The 25,551-nt window shown below is 44.9% G+C and carries 25 protein-coding genes; 12 read left to right on the top strand and 13 right to left on the bottom strand.

The window, feature by feature from the left end; translation table 11 throughout:
- Positions 1-106: 106 nt before the first annotated feature.
- From Q1A23_RS03510 to sigZ, 4 genes are all read left to right on the top strand, one after another.
- Positions 107-2,071 carry a DUF3857 domain-containing protein gene (locus Q1A23_RS03510; protein ID WP_299819560.1) on the top strand — a complete coding sequence of 655 codons (1,965 nt, stop codon included), beginning with the start codon at positions 107-109 and terminating at the stop codon, positions 2,069-2,071.
- Positions 2,072-2,164: 93 nt separating this feature from the next.
- On the top strand, positions 2,165-4,066 hold the full coding sequence (locus Q1A23_RS03505) for a DUF3857 domain-containing protein (RefSeq protein ID WP_299819558.1): 1,902 nt from the start codon (positions 2,165-2,167) through the stop codon (positions 4,064-4,066).
- Between the two features lie 128 nt (positions 4,067-4,194).
- Complete coding sequence (locus Q1A23_RS03500) at positions 4,195-4,614, top strand: ArsI/CadI family heavy metal resistance metalloenzyme (protein WP_299819556.1); 420 nt, start codon at positions 4,195-4,197, stop codon at positions 4,612-4,614.
- A 91-nt stretch (positions 4,615-4,705) separates the two neighbouring features.
- Complete coding sequence (gene sigZ, locus Q1A23_RS03495; RefSeq protein ID WP_299819554.1) at positions 4,706-5,317, top strand: RNA polymerase sigma factor SigZ; 612 nt, start codon at positions 4,706-4,708, stop codon at positions 5,315-5,317.
- A gap of 87 nt (positions 5,318-5,404) precedes the next feature.
- On the opposite strand, the gene Q1A23_RS03490 is transcribed toward sigZ, so the two are convergent.
- The 3 genes from Q1A23_RS03490 to Q1A23_RS03480 all read right to left on the bottom strand — a co-directional run bounded on the left by Q1A23_RS03490 (position 5,405) and on the right by Q1A23_RS03480 (position 8,749).
- Positions 5,405-5,530, bottom strand: coding sequence for a hypothetical protein (locus Q1A23_RS03490; protein WP_299819552.1), 126 nt, complete (start codon positions 5,528-5,530; stop codon positions 5,405-5,407).
- Between the two features lie 295 nt (positions 5,531-5,825).
- On the bottom strand, positions 5,826-7,913 hold the full coding sequence (locus Q1A23_RS03485) for a hypothetical protein (RefSeq protein WP_299819551.1): 2,088 nt from the start codon (positions 7,911-7,913) through the stop codon (positions 5,826-5,828).
- Positions 7,910-8,749, bottom strand: a complete 840-nt coding sequence (locus tag Q1A23_RS03480) for a hypothetical protein (RefSeq protein ID WP_299819550.1) — start codon at positions 8,747-8,749, stop codon at positions 7,910-7,912. Before Q1A23_RS03480 ends, Q1A23_RS03485 begins: the two co-directional genes overlap by 4 nt.
- A 24-nt stretch (positions 8,750-8,773) precedes the next feature.
- Here Q1A23_RS03480 and Q1A23_RS03475 point away from each other — a divergent pair, with 24 nt between their 5' ends.
- Positions 8,774-8,956: a hypothetical protein gene (locus Q1A23_RS03475; protein ID WP_299819548.1), complete on the top strand. Its 183-nt coding sequence runs from the start codon at positions 8,774-8,776 to the stop codon at positions 8,954-8,956.
- 9 nt (positions 8,957-8,965) lie between these two features.
- Here the strand turns inward: Q1A23_RS03475 and Q1A23_RS03470 are convergent, their stop codons facing one another.
- Positions 8,966-11,290 carry a S46 family peptidase gene (locus Q1A23_RS03470; RefSeq protein WP_299819535.1) on the bottom strand — a complete coding sequence of 775 codons (2,325 nt, stop codon included), beginning with the start codon at positions 11,288-11,290 and terminating at the stop codon, positions 8,966-8,968.
- A 98-nt stretch (positions 11,291-11,388) separates the two neighbouring features.
- Here Q1A23_RS03470 and yidD point away from each other — a divergent pair, with 98 nt between their 5' ends.
- The 6 genes from yidD (at position 11,389) to Q1A23_RS03440 (ending at position 15,357) form a co-directional block, all read left to right on the top strand.
- The gene (yidD, locus tag Q1A23_RS03465; protein ID WP_299819532.1) at positions 11,389-11,610 is read left to right on the top strand and encodes a membrane protein insertion efficiency factor YidD; all 222 of its coding nucleotides are present in this window, start codon (positions 11,389-11,391) and stop codon (positions 11,608-11,610) included.
- Positions 11,611-11,761: 151 nt separating this feature from the next.
- Complete coding sequence (locus tag Q1A23_RS03460) at positions 11,762-13,237, top strand: DUF5687 family protein (RefSeq protein ID WP_299819529.1); 1,476 nt, start codon at positions 11,762-11,764, stop codon at positions 13,235-13,237.
- 28 nt (positions 13,238-13,265) lie between these two features.
- The gene (locus tag Q1A23_RS03455) at positions 13,266-13,961 is read left to right on the top strand and encodes an ABC transporter ATP-binding protein (RefSeq protein WP_299820098.1); all 696 of its coding nucleotides are present in this window, start codon (positions 13,266-13,268) and stop codon (positions 13,959-13,961) included.
- A 105-nt stretch (positions 13,962-14,066) separates the two neighbouring features.
- Positions 14,067-14,345 (top strand): hypothetical protein, encoded by a 279-nt coding sequence (locus tag Q1A23_RS03450; protein ID WP_299819526.1) that lies wholly within the window; start codon positions 14,067-14,069, stop codon positions 14,343-14,345.
- Positions 14,346-14,608: 263 nt separating this feature from the next.
- Positions 14,609-15,145, top strand: a complete 537-nt coding sequence (locus Q1A23_RS03445; protein WP_299819523.1) for a DUF2975 domain-containing protein — start codon at positions 14,609-14,611, stop codon at positions 15,143-15,145.
- Positions 15,146-15,147: 2 nt separating this feature from the next.
- Entirely contained in the window at positions 15,148-15,357 is a 210-nt protein-coding gene (locus Q1A23_RS03440) for a helix-turn-helix transcriptional regulator (protein WP_299819521.1), read from the top strand.
- A 110-nt stretch (positions 15,358-15,467) separates the two neighbouring features.
- Here Q1A23_RS03440 and Q1A23_RS03435 read toward each other — a convergent pair whose 3' ends face one another.
- From Q1A23_RS03435 to Q1A23_RS03400, 8 genes are all read right to left on the bottom strand, one after another.
- The gene (locus Q1A23_RS03435) at positions 15,468-15,980 is read right to left on the bottom strand and encodes a VOC family protein (RefSeq protein WP_363322021.1); all 513 of its coding nucleotides are present in this window, start codon (positions 15,978-15,980) and stop codon (positions 15,468-15,470) included.
- Positions 15,981-16,149: 169 nt separating this feature from the next.
- Entirely contained in the window at positions 16,150-16,515 is a 366-nt protein-coding gene (locus Q1A23_RS03430; protein WP_299819518.1) for a DUF2200 domain-containing protein, read from the bottom strand.
- Positions 16,516-16,980: 465 nt separating this feature from the next.
- Positions 16,981-17,514 (bottom strand): hypothetical protein, encoded by a 534-nt coding sequence (locus tag Q1A23_RS03425; RefSeq protein ID WP_299819515.1) that lies wholly within the window; start codon positions 17,512-17,514, stop codon positions 16,981-16,983.
- A 158-nt stretch (positions 17,515-17,672) separates the two neighbouring features.
- Entirely contained in the window at positions 17,673-18,680 is a 1,008-nt protein-coding gene (locus tag Q1A23_RS03420) for an STM3941 family protein (protein ID WP_299819512.1), read from the bottom strand.
- Positions 18,681-18,784: 104 nt separating this feature from the next.
- A complete protein-coding gene (locus Q1A23_RS03415; RefSeq protein WP_299819509.1) occupies positions 18,785-19,765 on the bottom strand; it encodes a dienelactone hydrolase family protein in 981 nt (326 codons plus the stop codon).
- 103 nt (positions 19,766-19,868) lie between these two features.
- Complete coding sequence (locus Q1A23_RS03410; protein WP_299819505.1) at positions 19,869-21,278, bottom strand: alpha/beta fold hydrolase; 1,410 nt, start codon at positions 21,276-21,278, stop codon at positions 19,869-19,871.
- Between the two features lie 26 nt (positions 21,279-21,304).
- A complete protein-coding gene (locus Q1A23_RS03405; RefSeq protein ID WP_299819502.1) occupies positions 21,305-21,964 on the bottom strand; it encodes an SdpI family protein in 660 nt (219 codons plus the stop codon).
- Between the two features lie 4 nt (positions 21,965-21,968).
- The gene (locus tag Q1A23_RS03400; protein ID WP_299819499.1) at positions 21,969-22,223 is read right to left on the bottom strand and encodes an autorepressor SdpR family transcription factor; all 255 of its coding nucleotides are present in this window, start codon (positions 22,221-22,223) and stop codon (positions 21,969-21,971) included.
- Positions 22,224-22,769: 546 nt separating this feature from the next.
- Here Q1A23_RS03400 and Q1A23_RS03395 point away from each other — a divergent pair.
- The gene (locus tag Q1A23_RS03395) at positions 22,770-23,432 is read left to right on the top strand and encodes a thioredoxin family protein (protein ID WP_299819496.1); all 663 of its coding nucleotides are present in this window, start codon (positions 22,770-22,772) and stop codon (positions 23,430-23,432) included.
- An 87-nt stretch (positions 23,433-23,519) separates the two neighbouring features.
- Here the strand turns inward: Q1A23_RS03395 and Q1A23_RS03390 are convergent, their stop codons facing one another.
- Entirely contained in the window at positions 23,520-25,460 is a 1,941-nt protein-coding gene (locus Q1A23_RS03390) for a peptidylprolyl isomerase (protein ID WP_299819493.1), read from the bottom strand.
- Positions 25,461-25,551 lie beyond the last annotated feature (91 nt).

Genomic DNA, 25,551 nt, shown 5'->3' with positions numbered 1-25,551 from the left:
TTTATTTATAGATTGAAATATGAATCTATATATTCTGAAGGATCTTTAGGGCGGATAGAGTCATGGTTTAACATGCAGTTTAATTTACCATTTATACTATTTGCCTATGAAAGCTAAAACTTTTACCCTCATTTCTTTCTTGCTCTTAATTTGTCTTTCAGGTTACTCTCAAGGCTCTCCTAAAAAGTTTGGCAAGGTTGACGAAGCCGAACTTACCATGAAGTCATATGCCAAGGACACGAGTGCATCGGCTGTTATACTTTATGATTTTGGCAGAACCAAATTTGCCTTCAACAACAATGTTCAGGTAGTGTTCGAACGTCATATTCGTATCAAAATTCTAAAGAAATCCGGTTACGATTGGGCAAACGTGTCGGTGCCATATTATATACAAGGCACTACAAAAGAACGGGTGTCTAACATAAAAGCCTACACCTTTAACTTAGTAGACGGCAAAGAGCAAAAAGATAAGCTGGAGTCGAAAGATGTGTTTGATGAAAAGCAGACAGATAACAGGTATCTGAAGAAGTTTACTTTACCTAATGTAAAAGAGGGCTCTGTGCTGGACATAAACTACACAGTCCATTCTGACTTTATTTATACGATGCGTGAGTGGGAATTTCAGCATTCTATCCCAACGGTATACAGCGAGTATCGCGCCGAAATACCAGAGTATTATGATTATAAATTTTTGATGCAGGGCTATTTAGCTCTGGATGATACGAAGAAAAGCAACTCCAGTAACAGTCAGACAAACATGCTCAACAGCGAGTACTACTGGGTTATGAAAGATGTGCCTGCCTTAAAAAGCGAAAAATACATTACTACCTTAAACGATTATCAGTCTAAAATAGAATTCGAGCTGGAGCGGATAAGGTACCCTAACCAGCCTGTCCGCACCATGACAGGCGATTGGGACGATGTTACCAAAAAGCTGCTGCAGGACGAGGACTTTGGGACACAGCTAAACCGAAGCAACTTCTTTAAAGCAGATTTAGCCCCGGTTCTGGCCGGCAACAAAGAGCCTGTGCAGCAGATGAATGCCATCTTCAGCTTAGTGCAAAAGCGCATGACCTGGAACGGTAAGTATGGCATCTACACAAAAGACCCCATCCGTAAAGTATACGATGCAGGCACAGGCAGCGCTGCAGAAATAAACCTGCTTATGACATCCATGTTATTGGAGGCAGGTTTAGATGCAGCACCAGTATTGCTAAGTACCCGCGAAAATGGAATGGTACGCCAGGGGCCGCCTATGATCACGAAGTTTAATTATGTTGTATCGCACGTTAAAATCGGGGAGAAAGAATTTTTACTTGATGCAACAGAGCCGCTTTTGCCGGCAGGGATGCTGCCTGTAAGGTGCCTTAACGGTATCGGCAGACTTATCAAGAAAAATGATCAGCGTTGGGTTAATATTACCCCTGCTTCTAAATACACGAAGCTATTTAGCGCCAACTTAACCATTGCCAAAGACGGTGAAATGAAAGGCACCGGTAAAGAATCGGCTGGTGGGTACAATGCCTTGTACATGCGCAAATCGATATTGGAAGATGGCGAAGACAAGTATATGGAGAAGTTGGCCAAGGAAGTAGGAAACTTAAAAGTAGGCAAACCTCAAATCAGTAACCTGAAAGATGTTGATAAGGCCCTCGATATTACTTATGATTTAACAGCAAGCGGCAGCGGCCATATTAACGATGTGATTTACCTTAACCCGCTGATGGGGCACGGCGAAAAAGAAAACCCGTTTAAGCTGGAAGAGCGCATTTACCCTGTTGATTTTGCTACGCCAATAGATGAAACATTTATTTGCAGCTTTACCATACCAGAAGGTTACGAAATTGATGAAGCACCAAAAAATGTAGCTGTGAATTTACCTGAAGGGCACGGCCGCTTTATGTACCTGGTAGAAAAGCAGGGCAATCAGATACAGGTAATGAGTAAGATCAATATAAACAAAGCTGTGTTCTTTGCCCCGGAGTACCCTATGTTGAAAGAGTTTTACAACCAGATTGTTGCTAAACATGCAGAGCAGATAGTGATCAAAAAATCCTCAGCAAGTAATTAATCAGAAACAAAGCCAACAGATGCATAATGCCTTTTACAGTAACATTACTGTAAAAGGCATTATGCATAAAGTATAAATTTAATACTCCAAGATATGAAACACGTCTACACATTAGCCCTTCTTTTGGTGAGCTTGCTATATGTACCCGGAAGTATGGCTGCAGGTAATGCCGATGATAAAGCAAAGCAAAAATCGAATGCTATTATTCGTTCCGAAGAAACAGTTTTTACAGTTACGGCCATCAACAGCGCCACCACCACTTTCAAAACAACCATTACCATACTTAATGCCAATGGCGAGCACCGCGCCAAACTGTACATACCCTACGATAAGCTTAGCAAAGTATCTTATATAAAGGGTACGCTTTATGATGCAAATGGCAAAAAGGTAAAGCAACTTAAAAACAGCGATATCAAAGATGTGAGCGCCGTGTCTGATGCCTCCTTGTTTGATGATAACAGGATAAAAATCGCCAACCTAAGTATGCCTGTTTACCCTTTCACGGTAGAGTACGAATATCAGAAAATATCTAAAAACCTGATGTTTTACCCAACGTGGTACCCCTTAGATGAAGAGAACCTGTCGGTGGAGAATGCTTTTCTGCGGGTAGAGATGCCCAAGGGAATGAAGCTGCGCTACCACGAGGCTAACCTCCCGGAAAAGGTAAAACAGGAGGCTACTGCAACACATGATGTATACCTGTGGCAGGTAAAGAACCTGGAGCCGGTTAGAGAAGAGCCTTATGGGCCGGATTTAAAAGACATGGTACCCTTGGTAAGAACTGCTCCGACTGTGTTTGAGGTAGACGGTTACCAGGGCAACATGGAAAGCTGGAAGAGCTACGGCCAATTTATCGATAAGCTAAACCAGGGGCGTGATGTGCTGCCAGCCGAAACTGCACAGAAGCTGCAAGCCATGGTAGCGGGAACTAAAACCCCCGAAGAAAAGATAGAGAAAGTGTATGATTACCTGCAAAGTAAAACACGCTATGTATCTATACAATTAGGAATAGGAGGATGGCAGCCATTTGAGGCCAGTTTTGTAGATACCAAGGGCTACGGCGACTGCAAAGCCTTAACGAATTACACGCAGGCCATGCTTAAAACAGTAGGCGTTAATTCGTACCAGGCGCTGATACGTGCAGGTGGTGGGGAGTCTGATATCCTAACTGATTTCCCGAGCAGCCAGTTTAACCACGTGGTGCTTTATGTGCCTACTGCCAACGATACTATTTGGCTGGAGTGCACGAGCCAGAATGTGGCAGCAGGCTATGCAGGCAGCCACACAGGTGGCCGACACGCTTTGTTGATAACGCCAGAGGGAGGTAAGCTGATAAAAACGCCGGATTATACTGCCACCGATAACGTGCAGCGTCGTGCTGTAAAGGTAAAACTGGACGAAAAAGGAAATGGCAAGGCGTCAGTAACTACGCTATACACGGGGCTTCAGCAGGAGTCGCGCAGCGATGTATTACATAACCTTAAACCTGATGAGCAGCGAAAATGGATCTATCAGCAGACTAAGTTACCATCTTTTGAGATCACCAATTTTACACTAGAACAAAAGAAGGCCAAGCTGCCCTCTGTGACAGAGAAACTGGAACTGGACCTTCGGCAGAGTGCTACCATTAGCGGGAAGCGCATGTTCTTAACCACTAACCTGATGAACAAGTGGTCCTACGCTCCTGAGCCTTTAGAGAATCGTAAAACAGATGTGATCCGTACGCTGTCGTTCCTGGATGTAGATAGTATAACGTATGAGTTGCCGGTTGGCTATACATTAGAGCATAAGCCCCAGGACATTGTGTTTAAGTCTAAGTTTGGCGAATACAGAACAAGTATAAAAGTAGATGGACAAAATGTGGCTTATGTACGCGTTCTTCAAATGGATAAGGGGCGCTACAGCAAAGAGCTGTACCCGAAATACCTGGAGTTTATGAATCAGATAATCAAGGGCGATACCCAACAGGTCGTGTTTGTAAAAAACATTCCATAGCGGAAACTTTATCGTATTTCTTCAATCGCGCAGCCCTTTGTAAATTTTTTGCAAAGGGCTGCGTCTTTTTAAGAGTGGCTCCGTCATCAAGGTGTAATCTAAAAGAAAATCCTTAAAGAAGATAAGCCATGAAAAGATTTCACGTTAATGTAAGAGTAAAAGAGCTGGACGAGTCTGTAGCTTTTTATACTGCTTTGTTTGGCACTACGCCTACCGTGCATAAAGAAGATTATGCCAAGTGGATGCTGGAGGACCCAAGAATTAACTTTGCCATTTCGCTACACCCCGAGAATGCGGGCATTGAGCACTTGGGTATACAAGCTGAAAGCGAGGAAGAATTAGCCGAAGTATACAGCCGTTTAAAAGAAGCCAAAGGCAAGATAAGAGAAGAAGGAAAATGCACCTGCTGCTACGCTAAGTCCGAAAAATCCTGGATAACAGACCCGCAGGGCGTGGATTGGGAAGCGTTCTATACTTTTGGAGAAGCCACCATATACGGCGAAGGCGCAAATGCCAGAACCGCAAAGCCAGAAACAGCAGCCATTTAGTACAAAATAAAACATAGTTGTAGCGTTAGCGGCAGGTGTATTTTATACCTGTCGCTGCTGCATTATTTCAGTATTTTTCGTTTATTTAAGTATGGAAAACTGCTGCACCACTCCCAACGATAACCTTAGCCCCGCCGCTGACAGTTGCTCTGCGGTGGCACCTGTGTTTCTGGCCTACGAAGCTCAGCTAAAAGGCTTTGTTCGAAAACGGATTGTAGATAAAGACGAGGCTAACGACATACTGCAGCAGCTTTACCTGAAAGTTTACAAGAACTGCGAACAGCTGCAGGAGGTGAAAAACACAAAAGCATGGCTGTACCAGATTACGCGCAATGCTGTGTACGACTTTTTCAGGGAGAACAGCCGCCGCGAAAATATAGCTGATCTGGAGTTAACGGAGGGAGAGTTGCCTGATGAAACCCGCCATGATGTAGAAGCCCTGGTAGAGCCACTCATTGCTCTTTTGCCCTCAGAATATGCCGAAGCACTACGCCTGAGCGAACTGGAAGAAGTAAGCCAGAAAGAAATTGCCGAGCGTTTAGGTATTTCATACTCCGGTGCAAAATCCAGGGTGCAACGTGGGCGCGAAAAACTAAAAGCTTTGTTTATGGAATGCTGCCACCTGGAGTTTAGCCACGATGGACAGGTGATAGGGGCTAGCGTGAAAGAAAATTGCAAGCCGTTAAAGCATTTGGTTAAGTAAATTCTAAATTATTCAGCTCCGGGACTAACCAGCCCTGCCGCTGCGAGCTGGGGAATTGTTGCTGTCGCTTTAACCAAAGTATAAGGGTCATAGCTGCTGCCGTTCCTTGGACAGGTCGCGACCTGTCTCTACGAAGGTATAAACCCACCCCAGCCCCTCCGAAGAGGAAAACCCAAGCCAACCAGTTGTAGAAGCTGCCTGCGAAGAATTCATACATCCAGCCTTTGTGTTGCGCGCCTTCTATTGTTGCGGTGCCCGCAGGGCAGCCGGAGCAGCGCGGAGACAGCTTTCAATAAACAGGGCGATGCGCAAAGGCGAGGCCTTCCGGCCTGGGAGAGCAAAAAAGCCAGAAATGAAAGTATAGGCTGTAAGACGGAGGAAGCACTTTGCCAGATAGTGTAGCAAAAAGTATAAGTATAGACAAGTAAGACTATAGGTAAACAGCCGGCCAAAAAGAAAGGCAGAGCTGGCCAGTATAGTCACTAACTCAAACTACAAGTATAAAACCTCAAAACTTATACCTAACCTGCGCCTTCACATCTGACCTTCTGGATCCCTCGATCGTCTCCAACCCCGAGCCGATGCTATCCTGATCCCGGTAATGCGTTAAGCCATACTTTACCCACACATCCAGATCCCGGAACAAGCTGAACTGAAGCAGGCCATATACCCTGGTGCCTTTGCCGCTAAAGGCCGGAACAGAAAAGGCATATAGCACATCACGCTCATAAGCATACTGGCGGGTGTCGTAGCCATCAGTATCGAAGAGGGCGTAGCGGGTGCTGAGGCGGATGTTGCCAAAATTGAAGTTGATGTCCTGAGCAATAAGATATCCTGTCTGCTGCGGCGACTCCTGCTCGTAGCTGCTAAACTGTACCCTCGATTTTAAGGCGACGGTTCTGGTAGGTGCAAACTCATAGTATAACAGGTAGTTTCTGCGGAGTACCTGCGCCACGTAATCTATACTTGTGGTATTTCCTGCCATATTCAAGCCTTTGCTTTCGGTCCGGAACTGGGCGTAGAGGCTGCTTTGGCGGTTAGGCTTAAAGTATAAGCGCACCAGGTACTCATCTCCAAAAGAAGGAGCATCTACCCTGTAGCGAAGCCACGGAAACCGGAAGCGATCGTAGTAAGCAGTTAGCTCCCATTTTGCAAAAGGCTTTAGTTTGATGCCGGTGTAAAAGCCTCGTTCGTTTATATTTCGGGTAGCCTCTCCAAAAGCACCTCCATAAAAGGTATGAAAATCCCGGGTGTAATTGCGGTATACCATCGCTAGCTCTGCCTTGTTAGATAAGTTGGCGATCAGGCCATTTACTGTACCCATACCGCCACTTTTGCTCACAGCCGTTTCCCCGAACAAGTATACATTCTGCCAGGTGTAGCTGTAATTGGTGCCGATGTTGTAGTTACGCTTGCCACCAAACTCGAATCGCTGGTAAGGTGCTCCGGCTTTTTGTACCGGCGAATTGTAGGTGGTTCCCAATGCCGTAACACCAATAGCCAGGGATCTGTCGCGGGACAAGTAGCTGGCGTTTGTGCCGTAAATCTGCTCCCGTACCTGGTCTTTGTTGGCTAGCTCGGTAGGGGTGCGGTGAAACCCCGTGGTCTGAAAGCCGGTAAAGAAGTCGCTGGAATTGATTAGAGTGTCCTGCTGCGCCTGCAGGTTGGCATCTACCAGTTTATTAGAGTAAAAACCTGTTACATCAACCTTACCCAAAGTATAGGTAACTGCCCCACCTCTGAAGTAGGCATATTCCAGCACCGAACTGTAGGGCCTTATGCCTAAGTTGGCTCTGCTAACGGTGGTAATGGTTTCGCTGCCTTTGCCCACGCTATACCCCGACGAGAGCAGCAGCCCTTGGCCGATCTGGAGCTGGTAATCGCCTAGCGCAATAGCTTTAAACTTGCCTTTGTTATAAAGCTGCAGGTGCGCCGAATAAAAATCAAAACCATAGCGGCGGCTACTCGGCGACCACCTAAGTTCTTCTCCGGCATCTTTTTCTGCTGTTATGCCCAGGCTATAGTCGCGGGTGTGGCTAACGCGGTAGCGCATGTACAGTTTGTCTGGTGAGCCCAGGTAGCGGCTGCTGGAACGGCTGTTAGAATCTACAGGCATATAACCACGGCGATCCTGCAAGGTGCGTTCATAGCGAAGTATAAGTGCGTTGTTGTCTTCGCCGATTACCCTTTGCCACAGCGGCCGCTGATCCGCATTCAGGCCTGCATCATCTACACGCACAAAAGGCACGAGCTGGTAAATGGTCAGCAAATCAAAATCCGGTACGGCCTGTAGTTCATAGATGCTGAGCAGTTTTCCGTTATCAGAAGTATACTTAAAGAAGGAGGCTATCTGGGGCCGCGAGAGTATAAACAGCGAAGCTAGTTCCTCGGGTGTGGTATTGTTTAGGTTGATGGGCCGCTGGTAATACTGAAAAAGCGTTTCGTAAAAGTCTTCGTAGGGAATGTCATCTTCTTCCTGCTGCGCGAATAGTTCCTGCACAAAAAGGTCAAAATCAATCTGCTGGCGTGGGTAATCTTGTGCCTGCGCAGCGGTAAAAGTAAAAAGTATAAAGAGGATGATGCTATACTTTCTCATAGCTCCTCCTTTGGCTTCAGGCGATAAGTAAGAGATACATGGTGGCTGGTGCCAAGCAGCGTGGTGGACCCAAAGGCGTAGTCTACGAGCAGGTGGCGTGCTATAAAACCGACACCAAAAGTTGCCCTGTTTGTAAGCGACTGAAAACCGGTACGAAGTATAAACTTGTTCTGTAGAAGCTGGTACTCCACGCCGGCTTTAAAGGTGGCATCGTAGTCAATGTGTTTTTGTGTTTCTGCGGCTAGCAGTAGCTTGTGGTAAGGCCGGTAAGCTAATCCTGCTTTCATGATGGTGGGCAAACGTTCATCTTCAAAAGCCGCTAGTTTTGCCTGGTTCAGGTTGTATGCATAGGCGCCAAAGTATAAATCTGGTATTACCTCTGCCTGGCCCCCAACAGATAGTGCCATTGCCTTCTGACTACCGTAACCCTGTACTGCAATCTGCCACACATCCAGCTTTGCGCCCAGGCTAAACTGCCCCAGTTTATGCGCTGCACCTAAGCCAATGTGCTGCTGGCTATATAACGCATCACCAAACCGACTAAAACTTAACCCGTAACTGCCATACTTTGCCGTTGGAATTGCAGCCAGTAAGGCAACGGTAGTTAATTCACGCATCCCGAAGCGGTTTTCTACATAAGCGCCCAACTGTGCCTGCTGCAGGTTTGCAATGCCTGCCACGTTGTTGTGCAGCGCCCATAAATCTGGTAAGGTAACAGAGGCATTGCCTAACGCTGTGGCGCGTGCACCAGCAGGTACATCGGCTTGGGCAATGGCCAGGTCAGAAGCGAGGTAAAGTATGAAATACAGGTAAAAGCGTAAAAGTTTGTTCGTCACATTTGGGTATTTGGGTTACACTTTTTGAAGTATACATTACGGATGTTCAGGGGCTTAGGGTTTGGTGCTGCAAAACACCTGGCTAGAAACGAACCTGGAGACTTAAACATGCCGATGTCCCAGCTGGATGCTGACGCCAGAACAATGGGGCAGGGTAGGTACAAAAAAAAGGCGCTGGAGATATCCAGCGCCTTTTTAAAAGTATAAAAACTAAACTTAGTCTTTTACCTGAAGCTTAACTCTTGCTTTGCCTTTCTTTTTATCAACTTTGAATTCTGTTTTGCCAGCACGCAGTTGCTCGTTGGCTTCCTGTACGGCAGCGTTTAAAAGTTCGGCCTGCGGCGTAGCTGGAGCAGCGGCAGCTGCATCTTCAGCGCCGGGGCTATCGGTTTTAACAATCGTCATCTCGCTGATCAGGTTGCTGGCACCGGCATACTTGTCGATGATGAACAACACGTAACGAGCATCCATGTTAATGCAACGCTTATAATCAGGGTCAAATACAAGGTCACCAGTCATGGCCTCCCAGTTACCATCAAAAGCAAGGCCCGTTAACTCACCTTTGCCATTGATCACCGGAGAACCAGAGTTACCACCTGTAATATCATTGTTAGTGATGAAGTTAACAACCATTTCGCCTTTAGAGTTAGCGTATTGGCCATAGTCCTTTTTGTTGTAAAGTTCCTTTAGTTTAGCTGGCACAACAAACTCCTCATTGTTAGGATCTTCTTTCGCCATTACGCCTTCCAGGGTAGTGTAGTAGTTGTAACGTACGCCATCCTCTGGGCTGTAATCCTGCACCGAGCCATAAGTTAAACGCAGCGTAGAGTTCGCATCCGGGTAAAACACTTTGTCAGGGTTCATCTGGCGCAGACCGGCAACATACAGGCGGTTAGCTTTGTCAAGTCTGGCGTTGCTTTCTGCCAGCTTTGGAGCAATGTTGGTTCTGTAGTTATCAATGATAGAAGAAACGATCTGGTAAGCAGGGTCATTTTCCAGTTTCTTGGCAGTTGGGTTGTTCAGGAAGTCGTTCATCTTCTGCTGAGAAACTACGAACGAGTTGCTGTACACGTAATCTGCTAACTTATCAAAGTTGCCGTTATACTTTTTCACCATCGCTTTAAAAGCCTCTGGCTGCTGGTCTTTGGCAATGTCTTCAGCGTAGTACTTCATCAGGGCAGCAAAAACTTTCTTATCCGCTGGCATGTGATAATCTTTAAAGAAAGCATCTACGCGCGGCTTCAGGTCTTCCACAGCTTTTTTGGCAGCACCCTGGTCGTTAGACTTAAGTGCGTTGTGAAGCCCGGCAAGGCGATAAGCCATCAGCAATGATTCAGTACCAAGCACAGCCTCGTTCAGGTAAACGTTGCCCAGGTTATACTTCTCAATGTTGGTGTAAGCCTCGTTAATTTCGTTCAGTACATTGCCATAGGTAGCTTTGCGTGTAGCATCTGCATTAGCCCAGTTCTGGAACTTGTCCTCGTCTACAATCTTGCCTTCGATGGTGCGCATGCGCTTGATGCCCTCGTTCTGGCCGATAGAGTATTTGTAGTAGTTGGACGTAGACGCATACTTAGATGCATACTTGATACGTGTAGCATCGTTTTTGTCCATCTCTTCTTTCCACAGGTTCAGCTTGTCGTTGCGCAGTTTAATGCGAGACTTGTTCAGCTGGTTTACTTCCAGCTTCAGGCCATGCGATGTCATAAAACGCTTGGTGCGGCCAGGGAAACCGAATACCATCGAGAAATCACCTACTTCTCTGTCGCCGATGTTGATGGGCAGGTGGTGCTTAGGCTTGTAAGGAACGTTGTCTTTGCTGTAAGCAGCTGGCTTGCCGTCCGGGCTCATGTACACACGGAACATAGAGAAGTCGCCGGTGTGGCGCGGCCACATCCAGTTGTCGGTGTCGCCACCATACTTACCGATAGATGATGGAGGAGTACCTACCAGGCGCACGTCTGAGAAACGCTCGTACACGAACAGGTAAAACTCGTTGCCGTTAAAGAAATCGCGCACATAAGACACGTACTGGCCGTTGCTGCTTGCCTCTTTGGCGATAGCCTGCATGCGCTGGCCTACCAACTGTGCACGCTCCTGCTCAGAAGTGTTGGCGTTGATGCCTTCCAGCACTTTGCCGGTTACATCGTCCATACGCACGAGGATGTCTACAAAAAGGCCTTCGTTTGGCAGTTCTTTGTCTTTAGAGGTAGCCCAGAAGCCATCAGTCAGATAATCGTGCTCTGGTGTGGAGTGCGACTGTATCTGGCCGTAGCCGCAATGGTGGTTTGTTAATAATAAGCCTTCAGGAGAGATGAACTCGGCTGTACAGAAACCACCGAACTGCACGATGGCATCTTTCAGGCTGGAGTTGTTAACAGAGTAAATTTCTTCGGCAGTAAGCTTAAGGCCTTGCTTTTGCATGTCTGTATAGTTCAGACGTTTGATAAGCATCGGCAGCCACATACCTTCGTCGGCTTTAGCAGCGAAAGGCGCGCTAAGCGAGACTAAAAGCAGAAGTGAAAGGATTCTTTTTAACATAAAAATTTGTTTAGATGTGATAATCTACTGCAAATTTAACAAAAAATTACTGGTCCTAACGTATGTTAGGATAGTTTAGCTTTGTGCAAACCTATAGTATGACCTGGATATTTAAGAAGATAATGCTGCTGTTGATCTGGGTATACCAGCACCTTATATCGCCGCTAAAGCCTGCTACCTGCCGTTACACACCTACCTGCTCTACGTATGCGGTGCAGGCTATAAACAAGTATGGCCCTTTTAAAGGCGGCTGGATGGCGCTGAAACGTATTGGCCGCTGCCACCCATGGGGCGGAAGCGGGTATGATCCTGTGCCGTAGCCATCCATTGCCGGCTGCGGGTTTGTCGGTATTTGTGGCCGGTAAGTATTAATTTATCCTATGTTAGTCTAGTTAGTGGCGGAGCTGGTTGAGCTTTGGTGAGTTTTTAAGTATATTGAGAAAAGTATATTCCTTCTTTTGTCAATCGCCTATGATCTTAACCTTACTCAAACACCAATGGAAATCAGAGCTGCGTTCTTCTGTTCTCCAGAAAAGCATTGCCCTCAACATTATTCTAGGCCTGCTGGTTGTATACTTTGGCGGTATTTTCCTGTTTCTTGGGTTTTATACCGATGATATACTGGCAGAAATATACCCTGGCCAAAGTGCGGTAGCTGTGTTTAACGGCATGCTGCTTTACTATTTTCTTATCGATCTGTTTTTCCGGTTTATGATGCAGGATTTGCCGGTACTGGCGGTGCAGCCATACTTGCATCTGCCTGTCGGTAAAAATAAGCTGGTGCATTACGTCCTGTTAAAATCGATCCCGAGCTTCTTCAATCTGCTGCCCCTGCTTGTTTTTATACCTTTTATGCTGTCGGCGGTGGTGCCGGCGTATGGCCAAAGTATAGCTTTTGCGTGGTTGGGCACTATGATAGCGGTAACCCTTTTTAACAACTACCTGCTGCTGTACTTTAAGCGGCAAATGAGCACCAAGCCATTTTACACGCTGGGCTTCGGGCTTGTAATTTCGTTGCTTATGCTGCTCGACTACCTGGAGCTGCTGCAGTTGCAGGTGGTTTCCAAAGCTATTTTCGGGCAGGTTTTGCTTCAGCCCTGGCTGGTAGCGGTTCCGGTGTTATTGCTTTTAGGCGCTTACCTGCTTAACTATACTTTCCTGAGGGCCCATACTTACCCCGAAGAGATGAAAGTAAGCAAAGCCACGCAAGCAACTGGCGGCAATATTGCTTTTTTAAGCCGGTTCGGAGAGCTTGGCAAACTGATAGAGTTGGAACTGAAGCTTATCTGGCGGCACAAGCGCACAAAGTCTATTGCGGCTTTGTCGGTTATGTTCCTGTTCTACGGCTTTATCTTTTACACAAACGATACTTACCTCGAAGGATTTGGCTTTTTGATATTTGTAGGCATCATACTATCGGGTATGCCCATGTTTAATTACGGGCAGTTTTTGCCGGGCTGGCAAAGTGCCCATTTCGATGGCTTGCTAACACAGCGCATTTCGCCGGTACAGTTTTTTACTGCCAAATACTGGATGATGGTACCGGTTATGACCCTGGCCTATATACTTACCCTGCCGTATGGTTTTTTCGGGCACAAGATCCTGCTCATCAATACTGCCGCCCTGCTTTACAATGTCGGTGTTAATGTATTCGTGATTTTTTACTTCTCGGTGTACAACAAAGAGCGGCTGGACCTGAGCAAGAGCGCCACCTTTAACTGGCAGGGCGTAGGAGCCTCTAAGTTTGTGATGATGCTGCCGGCCATGCTCCTGCCTATACTTATTTATGTACCGTTCTGGCTGCTGGATATACCTTATGCAGGCGTTGCTGCCATTGGCGGTTTTGGGCTACTAGGCATTATTTTCCAGAAGCAACTGCTGCAATGGACCGCCAAGCGCTTTGTAGAGCACAAGTATAAACTGGCCGCCGGTTTCAGGCAATCCTAATAAACCTTATCTATTAAAACCCACGATGATGCTAACAATAACGAATCTTCAGAAAATATATAACGGAACCACAGTAGTAAACTTACCAGCGCTAAGTATAAAGGCCGGCGAATCGGTTGGTTTGGTGGGCAACAACGGTGCCGGCAAAACAACGCTCTTCCGGATGATACTTGACCTGATCAGGCCAAGCAAAGGCGAGGTATACGCTAAAGATATAAACGTAATGGAGTCTGACGCCTGGAAAACCTACACAGGCTCATACTTAGACGAAGGCTTTCTGATAGACTATCTTACCACCGAAGAGTATTTCAAGTTTATAGGCGATTTGCACGGCCTTTCTGACGGAGACATTACAGAGCGCCTGCAGCCTTTTATGGATTTGTTTAATGGCGAGATTCTGAACCAGCGAAAGTACATCCGCGACTTCTCGAAGGGTAACCAGAAAAAGATAGGGGTAGCCGCTGCCGCGCTCTCTAACCCAGAGCTGCTTATACTTGATGAGCCCTTTGCCAACCTGGACCCAAGCTCCCAGATACGTTTAAAAAACCTGCTTAAGAATTTGCGCGAGCACAAGCACATGACCATGCTCATCTCAAGCCACGACCTAAGCCATGTGATCGATGTTTGTGAGCGGATCGTGATCCTGGAAAAAGGGCAAGTAGTGCAGGACATGCAGACAAACGAAAATACGCTTCACGAGCTGGAAACTTATTTCACAGTATAATAACGTAACTTAAATTCGCTTCGTAAGCATATATTTGGTAAACTGCGCTTACCAGAGCCAAGCGTTGGCTCATGCCTAAGTTTTCCAAAAGTTTTACGTAGGCTGATGAATATTAAGATTGCCGCGCCTAACGGCTGCATTAATTACCTGGTACCTCTCTCCGATGTAACCCGCATCGAAAACCACACCCTTTCTTTTTTTGAGAAGCGTGTTTATAACCTATACATTATAGTTGGGCTACATCAGGGAGAGGAAGCTTATACTTTGTTCAGCTATCAGAAAGAAGAAGATATGCTGAGCGCCTACAATTGCATTGCCGCACTTATAAAAAAGAAATCCCCTCAGCATATTATGTTAGAAATGGAACCCGTACACTCCATGTAAATTTTTATCTGGCCTGATCACTCAAGCCAGGCACACACGCATAAATCCTTTTCCTCCACAATTTCCATTAGAGCCCATTTTTGCTGCAAGAGTAGCAGGAGTTGGGTTGCCTGCCTTATAGTTTAAAGTATACTTTATCCCCTGGTGATGACCAATAAAGTATAAACAGATAAAATTTATTGTGAATCGTATTAAATTTATTGTTTATCGATAAACATATATTATATTTAGCCAGTAAAAGGAGATATAATATTTATACTACTATGGAAAAGGAAAACGAAACCAAAACCAAGTTTATACTTCAGGTAATGCATGTGGTGGCATGGGTGGCTTTTATTGGCTTTCTTATAAAGGCTGGCGCCATACTTTTCGCGTACGGGATAAGCTACAACAACCCCAATGCGGCAAAGGACTTGTACAGAGGGCTTGACCTGTATAGCGTCAGGCAGTTTGATTTCTGGCATTACTCGCAGACTGTTTCTTTTATAGTTGCGCTGTTGGTTATGAAGGCTTTTGTCGCACACCTGGTAATCAAGATCTTATCAAAGATAAAGTTGGTGCATCCGTTTAAGATTGAGGTTGCGCAGGTAATTGAGAAGATAAGCTACATTTTGTTAGGCACCTGGATAGTTGCAGTACTTTACAATGCCCATATAGGATGGCTAGCGAAAAGAACCGGAATTTTGCAGGAAGAGTGGGCAACAGACGAATTCATTGTTATGGCAGGGCTTGTTTTTGTGATCTCGCAGATATTTAAACGAGGTGTTGAAATACAATCTGAAAACGAACTGACCGTATAAGTATGCCAATTATCGTGAACCTGGATGTGATGATGGCCAAGCGCAAAATGTCGTTGAACGAGCTCTCCGAGAAAGTGGATATAACGCTGGCCAACCTCTCCATACTTAAAACCGGTAAAGCAAAAGCGGTTCGTTTCAGCACGTTGGAGTCTATTTGCAAAGCCCTTGATTGCCAGCCGGGAGATTTACTTGAGTATGGCAAAGAAAGCTGAGCTACAGGGGCCTCCGGCAAATCAGGACTCACGGCCTTTTACAGGTTGCAGCAAGAGGTTGATTGTTGTTTAGTAGGTTTTTTTTAAGCAGTATCAGGCGGTAGTATGGCTTAACGGTGTTGATCAATAAGTATAACGTTGCCATCTGGGTCGGTGAGCATAAGGCTTGCCGGGCCAGAGGTTTTCTCATCTGCTTCGCTTGTCAATGTAACTCCTTTGTTTTTTAGCTTTCGCTGAATATCCCGTACATCATCAAACTGTTCAATGTTAGCGGCATTTTCGTCCCAACCAGGATTAAACGTTAGAATATTGCCTTTAAACATGCCCTGAAATAACCCGATGAGTGCATTCTCATTTTTCATGATGAGGTAATTTTGCTCCATCCCTCCAGCAAAAACCTTAAACCCCAGGTTCTCATAAAACTCCTTTGACACCTTAAGGTCCTTAACATTCATACTTACTGAAAATGCTCCTAGTTTCATGTTGTCTTTTTCTGTTTTGTATACATTGATGCCTGCTTTGCCAACAGCAATGTCAGGTTGTTTTGCAATAATGGTATTAATGGAAAAGCCAAGCCCAAATGATGCCAGCAGTCCTGCAAGTAATAATACAGATTTTTTCATGTTGTTATTTTCTATGTGTACTAGCCCTCCTTCATGCTTTTCCCCCGGAGGAGGCGATTCGGATACGCTTTACCGCTAACCAAACATTAACTTTGAGAGGCGCACAAAGCTTAGCCCTTAACCATGCTGTTAGTGGTCTTTTCTGTTGTGTCGTCTGGTATTTGAGTATTTATTTAACCCGAAGTATTTTCTCCATTTTTTTACCTTTTGCTAACTCGTCCACAAGTTTATCTAAATACCTTACTTGTTTGGTTAAAGGATTATCAATTTCTTCAATTCTGTAGCCACAAATCACCCCTGTTATCAAATTTGCTTTTGGGTTGAGTTCTGCGTTTTTAAAGAATATTTCAAAAGTTGCCTTTTCGTCAATTAGCTCTTGTAATTTACTGTCGTTAAATCCTGTAAGCCATTCTATTACTTGATGCAGTTCTTCTTTTGTCCTCCCTTTTCTCTCCACTTTCGTGATGTAGTGAGGGTAAACTGATGCGAATGTCATTTTCGCCATTCGCTCATTATGTTCAGGTGTTATTTTCATTTTTGGTTATTGATTGCACCAAAGCGTTGATTTTAGTAAAATGATTTTCCGTATCAAATCAATTGGTAAGGGTTTGGCGAGCATGAAATCTGTCTATTGTCTTTTTAACGCTATATACAGAGACTTTATCTTCAATTTCTGCTAAACTGTAAAAAAGCTGATATACTTCTTGTAAGCAGCAAATTACAGATGGTATTTACTGACTTTATTATGCAGAATGCTTTTTCTGTGTCGGGTAGTACCTCAAAAAAGAATTGTCGTAAGCTTGACAGCTTCTCTTGACTTTGAGGTTCAAACTGTGAAAGTATTTTTCTGCTTTTGTCATTACCTGCTGTTGTTGAACAAACTTGTAACGTTACTCGTGCAGCCGAAGCCCGAAGCGTAGCAAGGGCTAAAGCTGCACTTTGTTAGCCAGAGATTTATTTAAGTTACTCTTTTTTATTCGATGAATTCTATGTACAAAACCTACTGGCACAATGGATAAACCATTTTGTGATATGTTGCTTTGGGGTTCTTTACAGGAATATTAAAATAGACTTCAGAATTATGCTTTACATGATAGTAATTCGTGTTTATCAAGCCCATTACAAACCTTGGTTGGCTGACGAATTCATAAATCTCTAACCCATCAACTTTAGTTTCTGACTCTCTCACTTCACATCCACCACGGTCAGGATAGTTGTAACGTCTAAAATCTTCCGTGCTCAAATCCCTATATAAATCCTGTCCCAAGATGAAGACATCAGGCGATAGAAAGAAGTCTGCTTCATTTCGGTACTCTTTGAGTTTATCACTTGAAAGAATAAACATTCCACCATGCTTTTGAGAAAAGACACGCACAGGATTCTTTATGCTTATAGTGTCAACTACATAAAATGATTTGAAATTTTCTTCTCCTTTATAATTAATGTCATAGAGTGCTTGTCTGCAAGATGATATTAACAGAACGGAAATCAGAATAAGCCCCAAGTTCTTCATTGTTCCTGTTCTTCTCTTCATTTCTATGATTCCAATTTTTGGCTAACGTTTTGCCGCTTTGCGAAGGCGGGGATTTTTAGCACTGAACATCATTAGATGCACAAAGCTTGAATTTAGCACTTCATTGTCATAGAAGCACAAAACCCCCGCTTTTGCAAAACGGCTGTTGGCGGTAGTATTTATTTCCATTCACTATTGTTTTTGTCATACTTTCTACGCTTTCCGAAAAGCATATTCGCTTCTAATTCATAGTCGTTGTCAAGTGTCTTATAGTCAATTTGGTTAGCAAAATAGCGTTCTATAAAATTAAGTTCTAATTTCTCATTGATTGATTTAATGTCAATCGGGAAAGTTGCATTTTGCCTTTGGAACTCTTCGATTTCAATTGCCACTTGTTCAGCCACGTCTTCGGTTATATTGTCGTAAACTTTAATTATACCGAAACATAGAACCATATTTATAAGTCCAAGCCAAGTTGCTGTTCCTGCATATCTTCTTAAAGTCAAATTGTCTGGTCTCCACCGTGCAATAAACGCAGAAATTCCCATCACAATCATAATTGTCATAAATGCGGCAAAACTTGATAGGGACAATAAAAGAAGTGCTACTGAAACTAAAATGTAAACGAGTATCTTCTGAAGGTCGGAAATAGAAAAATCAGCACTCTTGATTTTAAATGTCTTAATCAATTTTCTTCGCTCTTCTATATTTTCTTTGCATAATCGGTTGAGAAAATTAGTTAGTTCAATTTCGTCAATGTTTATTTGTCCTAAATGCAGATTGAGATTTTGTGCTCCAATTTCTCTATTTATTTTTTCAGCCCACTTGTAAATTTTCTTCTTGAAAACGAATGTTTCGTCTGTTACTAATGAAATAAACTTTTGTCCGTGAATGTCAAGTAGATAGGCTTCAATTATTTGTTCCCATTTTACTTCATCTTGATTTGTCGTCCTGTCCCAAATGCCGTTTTCTGATATTATAATTTGTGGTCGTTTGTCAAAAGTTTGAAATAGCCCAATCGGAATACCAAGTCCGAAGAAGCAAATACAAAGCCAACTCATAATATAATTTGTCGACCCAAATGTTGCGTCAGATAACAAAAAAAGACCTAATACCACAAACGGCAAACACATACCGATAATTTTCAGCCCTTTGGTTGTTGTCTTGTATAGTTTTATTTCTGTCATTAACTATTTCTTTGTCTTTAAGGTCGGCTCTGTCAATATTACCGCCAACGGATTTGTACATGAGGTGAGCAAGGCATCTGCCGAAGCTTACCTCATGTGCTTGGTTAGCGGTTGTTACTTTTGATAAATTCAGCGAAGTCGGCGAATAGCTCCGACCAATGGTCTCTGGACTCTCCGTTAGGCAAAGTTTCGACATAGCTGTGGTTGCTGTTGGGGTATACCTTGTAAGTTAGGTTACTCTTCTGCAGGCGAACAAACTCAGACTTGATGTAGTCCGTGGCTTCTACAGGCACGGCTTCATCATTGCTTCCTATTGTCAGGAAGATAGGAATCTTCAGCTTCAAAAGGTTCTCTATCGGGGGCTGGTTTATCGCATAGTGCCATTTATAGGTATCACCCCGAAAAGTGTCAGTAACAGAACCGGGCCTTTTAAACACTCCTTCCATACCTGTAAAGTAAGCGTCAAGCTGAGCTTGGGCCTCCACAGCGTTTATTTCCCCGCTGTGCATTTTACGCCTGATGAACAAAACATCATTAAACATCTGCGGGGCTCCGTTTCCAGAAGCGAAGCCTAGGTGTGTTACTTTTTTGTTGATTACTGCCAAGCGTGCCGCCACGTCGCTCCCTTCTGAGTGCCCCATGACTGCAACAACTTGTGCCTTTGGGTATAGTCTTTTAACCACATAGTTTAGTACTTTGCTAGCCACCTCTGCCCTGTCTAGTACGTTGTTCCTTTCATTGAACTTAGCACTAGCCACATAATGGTCTGTATTGGCGTAATAAGGGACCCCTATCTTCTGGATATACACAAAGGCATACTCCTTAGGAAAATGATTCATTTCAGACTTTGGAAAGTTATTGAAACAGCACTCCACGCTGTCAGTACTGCTTATCATAGGGGCTGGTTTGGAACCCTGCAAAAACAAGAAGACCTTTGTTTTCTTTAGTCTCTCCGGATTGTAGATATAAAAGTTGACGGTATCGCCTTTGTCTAAAAGGAAGTATTCTTCTAACCCCTGTTTAGTTAACTTTTGCCCATGAGAAAGGAGCGGAATAAGAAATAATAGCATTAAAGCTTTCTTCATTTTTTATGTAGTATTAATAAACGCTAACTACTGTATAAACGTAATAAACATACGCTTTTTTGTCGAAATCAGCAGATAACCGTAATCGGCAAAGCGAGTATATTTATTTCACCACTACTTTTAGCCAGTTTGCTATCTCCTCTAATGCGGCAGGAGCGATAGTTTCCTCTAGCTGCCCATACTCTGCTGGACCGCCTGTGTTAGCGGTCTGGAAAAGGTGGTTGAGGTTTGGCATTTCCTTTATCTTATATTTTTTGTTTCCAGCGGCTTGCAATGCTTTTTCGGTAGCAGGCAGGTTTTGCTGGTAAGGCACCTGCAGGTCTTTGGTTCCATTAAGGGCAAGTACAGGCATTTTTAGCTTTTGCAAAACAGGAGCGGGGTTGTAGGCCAGGTAGTAGCGCATCCAGGGCGAGCTGAGTTGTGCCACCAGAACCTGCTCATTTTGCGGCGTTAGCCCCAGTTGCTTTTGTTCTTGTTCCGTTAATTTGGCTTTTGCGTCATGCTCCAGTTGCTTTATTTTTTCAGCGGCCTTAAACACATCTTTTTCGGAGGCGGCTACTTTAAATTGAGCTTCGCGCAGTTGCAGGTATACTTGCAGTTGCTCTTGTGGTACTCCCGATGCCTTCAACAATGCCTCGTTCTGGGCCACCAGCAGCTCTGTTCCGGGTACTGCGTTGCCGGCCATCAATACAACAAAAGCTACTTCAGGGTGTTTTGCGGCTACTTTTGCAGCTATCAAGGCGCCCTCGCTATGGCCTAGCAAGCCTATCTTTTTAGCATCAACTCCTTTAAAGTTCTTCAGGTAAGTATAAGCTGCTTCTGCATCAGAGGCAAAGTCTGCGGTGGTGGCTGTGGCAAAATTACCTCCCGATTTACCCACGCCACGGTCATCGAGGCGCAATACGGCAAAGCCCTGGCGGGTAAGGTAATCGGCAAGCACCAAAAAAGGTTTGTGGCCTAGTATGGTTTCGTCGCGGTCTTGGGGGCCGGAGCCGGTAAAAAGTATAACAGCCGGAGCAGCCGATTTACCAGCCGGTAGGGTAAGTGTACCAACCAATTTTATTCCTGCAGCCTTGTTATCTAAGGTTACCTCGGTTTCCTGGTAAGGGTAAGGCTTAGCGGGTGTTTGCGGGCGCTTTGGTTCTGATGCCTCTCCCTTTGTAAGCGGGATGTGCATGCTTTGGCCCGCTTGTTTTAAGTAGCCATCTATACTTTCGGGGCCAGTAATTTTGCCCGCATAATTTCCCCGAATAGCCGGAATATCTAAGTATAAACTGTCCTGCTCCTGCTTCACGGATGCTACCGGAATTCCTTTGGCGCCCTGGTCGGGGCTATCCATGGTGGCGGTGAGGGTGCCACCGGGGCCGGTACTGATATTGAAGACCAGCCTTAGTTTTGCGCCACCTACAGTTAAAGAGCCATTCCAAGATCCAGTTACGTTGTTTGCCTCTTGCGCAAGCGAAGTATACGTGAGCAGCGAAAGCAGAAAGAAGGAAAAGAGGTGCTTTTTCATGAGATGTAGTTGGGTTAAGGATAAGGTTAATGCGCTGCCTGTCGTTCTTTGCGCTGTTCTACAAAAGAGTACACCACCGGTACAAGTACAACAATGGCTGCCGTGGCAAGAAAAATAACAAGGCGTAGTATAGGGTCATTTATGAGTGCTGTGAGGCACATAAGCACACCGCCCACCATCCACAGCCTGCCGCCAATGCGGTGCGTTTTACGCCAAACGGTTTCGCTTTCCAGGGTCCAGGGGGTGCGTATGCCAATAAAGTAATTAGGCTTGATAGCCTGGAAATAGTTGCCAAAAGCGATAAACAAGCCGCCTACCAGCAAATGAATAAAGTTTGAGTTTTCGAGGCTGCCTGCTTTGGCGCTGTAGATAATAAATACCGTTAAGGCCGACGAAAACAAGGACAGCATCAGCCGTAATTGGTGGTACTTGCTGCCCATATGCGTAATCTTGTCTTTGGGGTCTATGGCAGGTATGGCCAGTAACAGGAGGTTCAGGCCCAACGTTACAACCAAAACAACACCTGCCAAAAAGTTTTTGCTGCCCCAGTCATCGGCCTCGCCTTTATAGTTAAAATGAATCGGGACGCGGTCTGGAAGTGCCTGCCAGTTTATAAATAAGTAAATCAGCGGTATTAGTGCCAATCCCCAAATCAGGGTCTCCAGTAATGTGCTTCTCTGTTTCATGGGCCTAATTTTTAAGTGTCATCATCCAGGTTAGTATATCATCAAGTACAGTAGTGTTAAGCGAGTAAATTACAAATTGCCCCTGCTTTTCCGATGTTACCAGCTCTGCCTGGCTTAAAATATCGAGGTGGTGCGAAATGCTTGGTTTTGTAATGCTAAAAGCCTCCGCTATCTCACCGGCTGTCATATCCTTCTCCTTCAGCAGATTTAAAATCTCCCGACGGGTGTTGTCATTTAAAGCTTTAAATACTTTGTTCACGCTGCTATTAGGTATTTAGATAAATATCTAAATAAAATGCTTAATTGCAAAATATACTTTGTAAAATCTTGTAATTGGTAAAGTGTTATAAGCAGATGATAACTATGAGAAAGTAAAAGTTAAAGTATGAGGCTAAAGCCACCGAGAATTAAATTTAGGTTTCGGGGCTTTATCTCCTGTAAATGCAAAGTTTATACTTCTGAAGCGCCAGGTGTTTTAGAAGTATAAGTATAGTTGTGTAGTAGTGATAAACAGATAGCATTGCCATGCTGCAGCAGTTTGGCTATACTAGGTTCAGCTGTTTTAATGTATCTTTAAGCAAGATTAAAAATTATAACCTCTGATAAAAGTCAAATTTTAGCTTAATGCTTAACTGCCTTGCTAAATTTTGGAAATCAATAAGTTACTGTTTGTGAAGCACAGTTTTACAAAGCCGCTTAAAGCAGCTAAAGCAGGAGCAGGGGAACTATTTATATCCATAATTTGTAATATATAGGTGAGCGCATATTTTTATTGCAACCACATACATCAAGAATAAAAGATATTATGACTGAGAGAACCGGAGCAAATACATTGATTACCAAAGAAATACTATCAAAGGCTATCAGCTGCACACAGTACCGTGAGATGATTGATAAGCTTTTGGCTGAAAATAAAACAACCGGCACCGACCATTCAGAAGCAATGGTGGAATACACCCGCATGAACATGCAGCGCATGAGACGGGTAGAGAAAACTACTGTGCTGCAGGATGAAATGGTTCAGAAAATGCTAAGCCTGCAAACCCCCATGGTATGGGTTATACTTACAGAAGCCTGGTGTGGCGATGCAGCCCAAAACATACCGGCCATTGTTAAGGTTGCAGATGCCTCTCCGGTAGTTGAGGTAAAGCTTTTGCTCCGCGATGAAAATCCTGAGATTATGGATGCTTACCTTACCAACGGCGGCCGTTCTATACCTAAACTGATTGCCCTGCATGCCGATACATTGCAAGTCCTGGGCACCTGGGGCCCAAGACCCGCTACTGCGCAGGAGTTGGTGCTAGAGGCGAAACAAAAAGATACGCCTTTTCAGGAGATGGCAGAAAAGCTGCATGGCTGGTATGCCAAAGACCGCAGCAATACCTTGCAGCAAGAGTTTACCCGCTTGGTATCGGATTGGGGCATGTTGGTTGCACCGGAAGAGCAGTTGGTAGAGCGCTGTTCTTAACAAGTATAAACAAAAAGAGGCGACACACCGTGTCGCCTCTTTTTGTTTATACTTGCAGTTAAGGTTTTACATTGCTGTCCTATTCTGCTATTTCAGGCTTACTTCCAAAATCTTATCGCCTACTTCCAGTTGGTGCACCACTTCCATGCCGTCGATCACTTTGGCAAATATAGTGTACTTGCCGTCAAGGTGCGGAGCCGGAGAGTGGGTAATAAACCATTGGTTGCTCTCGGTGTCTTTGCCTGCCGAGGCCATGCCTAAATAACCTTCGCGGTAATGCAGGGGCGCAAATTCAGACCGGATAGAGTAATCAGAACTTCCCCAGCCGTCTCCACGCTTGTCGCCTCCCTGGGCCACAAAGTTTGGCACTACCCTATGGAAGTATAAATTATCGAAAAAGCGCTTCTCGATAAGCTCCACAAAGTTGGCAACCGACCCCGGGGCATCTTCTATAAACAACTGCAGCACAATAGTACCCTTGTCTGTTCTGAGCAGTACTTGCTGCCCATCCGGTATTGTTTTAACTAAAGCCCAGTCTATCGGGTGTGTAAACGGATTTTCGGGGGTAATGCTCTCTCGCTTGCCATTCAGGTAATCTATAGTGCGCTGCAACTCAATGTTTGTTTCCATGTCGCGGGGCAGCTGCAGTTTTTGCTGGGCTACGGTTAAAAAGCTATTGTCTTTGTAGTGGCTGCGCAAATTAAATTTAGGATCGCGGATGGCAGCGGCAGCCATTCCAACCAAAGCCACATCACCGGAGCCAACGGCCTTTTTAAATACTTCAGCAAAATCGGCCTCAAGCCTCCTCGGGAAATCACCTTGCTGGCGCATCGTTATAATTGCCTCCATGCCGGTAGTGGCTATAATTGGCTGTTCTGCGGCAAACATCTGCTCCGAAATAAATTTGTAATTCTCTACGTCTCCAGACAACGCCTTAAGCAGGTAGGCCTTATCGTAAGGGTTTTTGGCGTTTTGGTATTGTTGCTTATAGCGGTTATTCAGCAGGGCTCTGTTGTGAGGCTGGCTGTTGCGCAGCATTACCCAAATCATGCCGCTTCTAACGCGTGCGTCCTGTACCTGTGGCAGCATCTGCAGCAATGTGTCTATTTCTACGCCAGCCGGGTTTGCTTGTATAAACTCAGAGGCTGCCACAGCGGTATTTATGTTTTTATCCTGCAGGGCACTAAGTATAGCAGGCTTTATCTGCCTGAACTCCAAACCAGACATGGCACGTACCGCGCTAAGCCTTACCCTGTAGTCAGGGTCGCTTTGTGCTATGTTGGATAGGAACTGTGCTTTATCCATTGTCTTAACTTTACCTAAAGCCTGGGTTACGGCCATGCGTACCTCAGGGGCGGCATCAGAGGTGGCAGCCGTTAGCAGGGGCTGGCGGTAAGCAGTAAGGTCTAATTTAGGGGCGCGGGCCAAAAAATGGGCCGCAGCCAAACGCGCCTCATAAGGCCTCACCGCCGATAAGAATTTTACAGCCAGCTCTACCCCCTTGGGTGTATACTGTTGCCTTAAGCCTGCCCGGTACAAGCCCCATGCCTGTCCCGCCAATGCTACCTCGCTGGTGGCGTTGTAGTTAGCCAGGTAATCAGCTCCGGCAGGGCCGGCTACTTTGCCTATAGCCTCTAAAAGTGTTGCCTGTATTTCTGGTTTGCCTTCGTGTGGCATGTGTTTTATAAGGCCATCTTCTGCTTTGCGATGGCCTACCTGGCCCAGGGCATACGCTGCAGCTTTGCGCACGGCGGTGGTAGTGTCAGATAGCAGGCCTAGCAGGTCCGGAATGGCAACAGTATCTTGTACAGAGGCAAAGGCAAGTGCAGCCTGCGTGCGGTATGCCGGCTTATTGTGGTGCAGGTAGGGCTGCAGTTCCTGTGTTTTACGCTCATCCTGTACTGTGTATATTTTTTGTAAATTAGTATCTGAAAACTTGTTTACTGTGAGTTCGGGCGTGTGTTGCGGCAGTTGCCGGCACGATGCCAATGCTAAGAATGTGATTGCTAGGGAATAGTATTTTCTCATGGAGCCTGTATTTGAAGCCTCAATATAATCAAAATCATTAACAGGTCTTATTTATAAAATAAATTCAATTTAAAATTTAAATAATTAAAAC

Origin of the sequence: uncultured Pontibacter sp. (assembly GCF_947492645.1) — a bacterium.
GTDB lineage: Bacteria > Bacteroidota > Bacteroidia > Cytophagales > Hymenobacteraceae > Pontibacter.
Note: the sequence above shows the minus strand (reverse complement) of the source record. Positions and strands in the feature narration are given on the sequence as shown.

What these genes read in the sequence shown, in the direction of transcription:
- Q1A23_RS03430 (WP_299819518.1), bottom strand. Translation starts at nt 16,515, where the DNA reads ATGAAAATAACACCTGAACATAATGAGCGAATGGCGAAAATGACATTC.
- Q1A23_RS03410 (WP_299819505.1), bottom strand. Translation starts at nt 21,278, where the DNA reads ATGAAAAAGCACCTCTTTTCCTTCTTTCTGCTTTCGCTGCTCACGTAT.
- Q1A23_RS03500 (WP_299819556.1), top strand. Translation starts at nt 4,195, where the DNA reads ATGAAAAGATTTCACGTTAATGTAAGAGTAAAAGAGCTGGACGAGTCT.
- Q1A23_RS03485 (WP_299819551.1), bottom strand. Translation starts at nt 7,913, where the DNA reads ATGAGAAAGTATAGCATCATCCTCTTTATACTTTTTACTTTTACCGCT.
- Q1A23_RS03505 (WP_299819558.1), top strand. Translation starts at nt 2,165, where the DNA reads ATGAAACACGTCTACACATTAGCCCTTCTTTTGGTGAGCTTGCTATAT.
- Q1A23_RS03460 (WP_299819529.1), top strand. Translation starts at nt 11,762, where the DNA reads ATGATCTTAACCTTACTCAAACACCAATGGAAATCAGAGCTGCGTTCT.
- sigZ (WP_299819554.1), top strand. Translation starts at nt 4,706, where the DNA reads ATGGAAAACTGCTGCACCACTCCCAACGATAACCTTAGCCCCGCCGCT.
- Q1A23_RS03405 (WP_299819502.1), bottom strand. Translation starts at nt 21,964, where the DNA reads ATGAAACAGAGAAGCACATTACTGGAGACCCTGATTTGGGGATTGGCA.
- Q1A23_RS03450 (WP_299819526.1), top strand. Translation starts at nt 14,067, where the DNA reads ATGAATATTAAGATTGCCGCGCCTAACGGCTGCATTAATTACCTGGTA.
- Q1A23_RS03390 (WP_299819493.1), bottom strand. Translation starts at nt 25,460, where the DNA reads ATGAGAAAATACTATTCCCTAGCAATCACATTCTTAGCATTGGCATCG.
- Q1A23_RS03445 (WP_299819523.1), top strand. Translation starts at nt 14,609, where the DNA reads ATGGAAAAGGAAAACGAAACCAAAACCAAGTTTATACTTCAGGTAATG.
- Q1A23_RS03510 (WP_299819560.1), top strand. Translation starts at nt 107, where the DNA reads ATGAAAGCTAAAACTTTTACCCTCATTTCTTTCTTGCTCTTAATTTGT.
- Q1A23_RS03420 (WP_299819512.1), bottom strand. Translation starts at nt 18,680, where the DNA reads ATGACAGAAATAAAACTATACAAGACAACAACCAAAGGGCTGAAAATT.
- Q1A23_RS03415 (WP_299819509.1), bottom strand. Translation starts at nt 19,765, where the DNA reads ATGAAGAAAGCTTTAATGCTATTATTTCTTATTCCGCTCCTTTCTCAT.
- Q1A23_RS03425 (WP_299819515.1), bottom strand. Translation starts at nt 17,514, where the DNA reads ATGAAGAGAAGAACAGGAACAATGAAGAACTTGGGGCTTATTCTGATT.
- yidD (WP_299819532.1), top strand. Translation starts at nt 11,389, where the DNA reads ATGACCTGGATATTTAAGAAGATAATGCTGCTGTTGATCTGGGTATAC.
- Q1A23_RS03470 (WP_299819535.1), bottom strand. Translation starts at nt 11,290, where the DNA reads ATGTTAAAAAGAATCCTTTCACTTCTGCTTTTAGTCTCGCTTAGCGCG.
- Q1A23_RS03455 (WP_299820098.1), top strand. Translation starts at nt 13,266, where the DNA reads ATGCTAACAATAACGAATCTTCAGAAAATATATAACGGAACCACAGTA.
- Q1A23_RS03490 (WP_299819552.1), bottom strand. Translation starts at nt 5,530, where the DNA reads ATGAATTCTTCGCAGGCAGCTTCTACAACTGGTTGGCTTGGGTTTTCC.
- Q1A23_RS03440 (WP_299819521.1), top strand. Translation starts at nt 15,148, where the DNA reads ATGCCAATTATCGTGAACCTGGATGTGATGATGGCCAAGCGCAAAATG.
- Q1A23_RS03435 (WP_363322021.1), bottom strand. Translation starts at nt 15,980, where the DNA reads ATGAAAAAATCTGTATTATTACTTGCAGGACTGCTGGCATCATTTGGG.
- Q1A23_RS03395 (WP_299819496.1), top strand. Translation starts at nt 22,770, where the DNA reads ATGACTGAGAGAACCGGAGCAAATACATTGATTACCAAAGAAATACTA.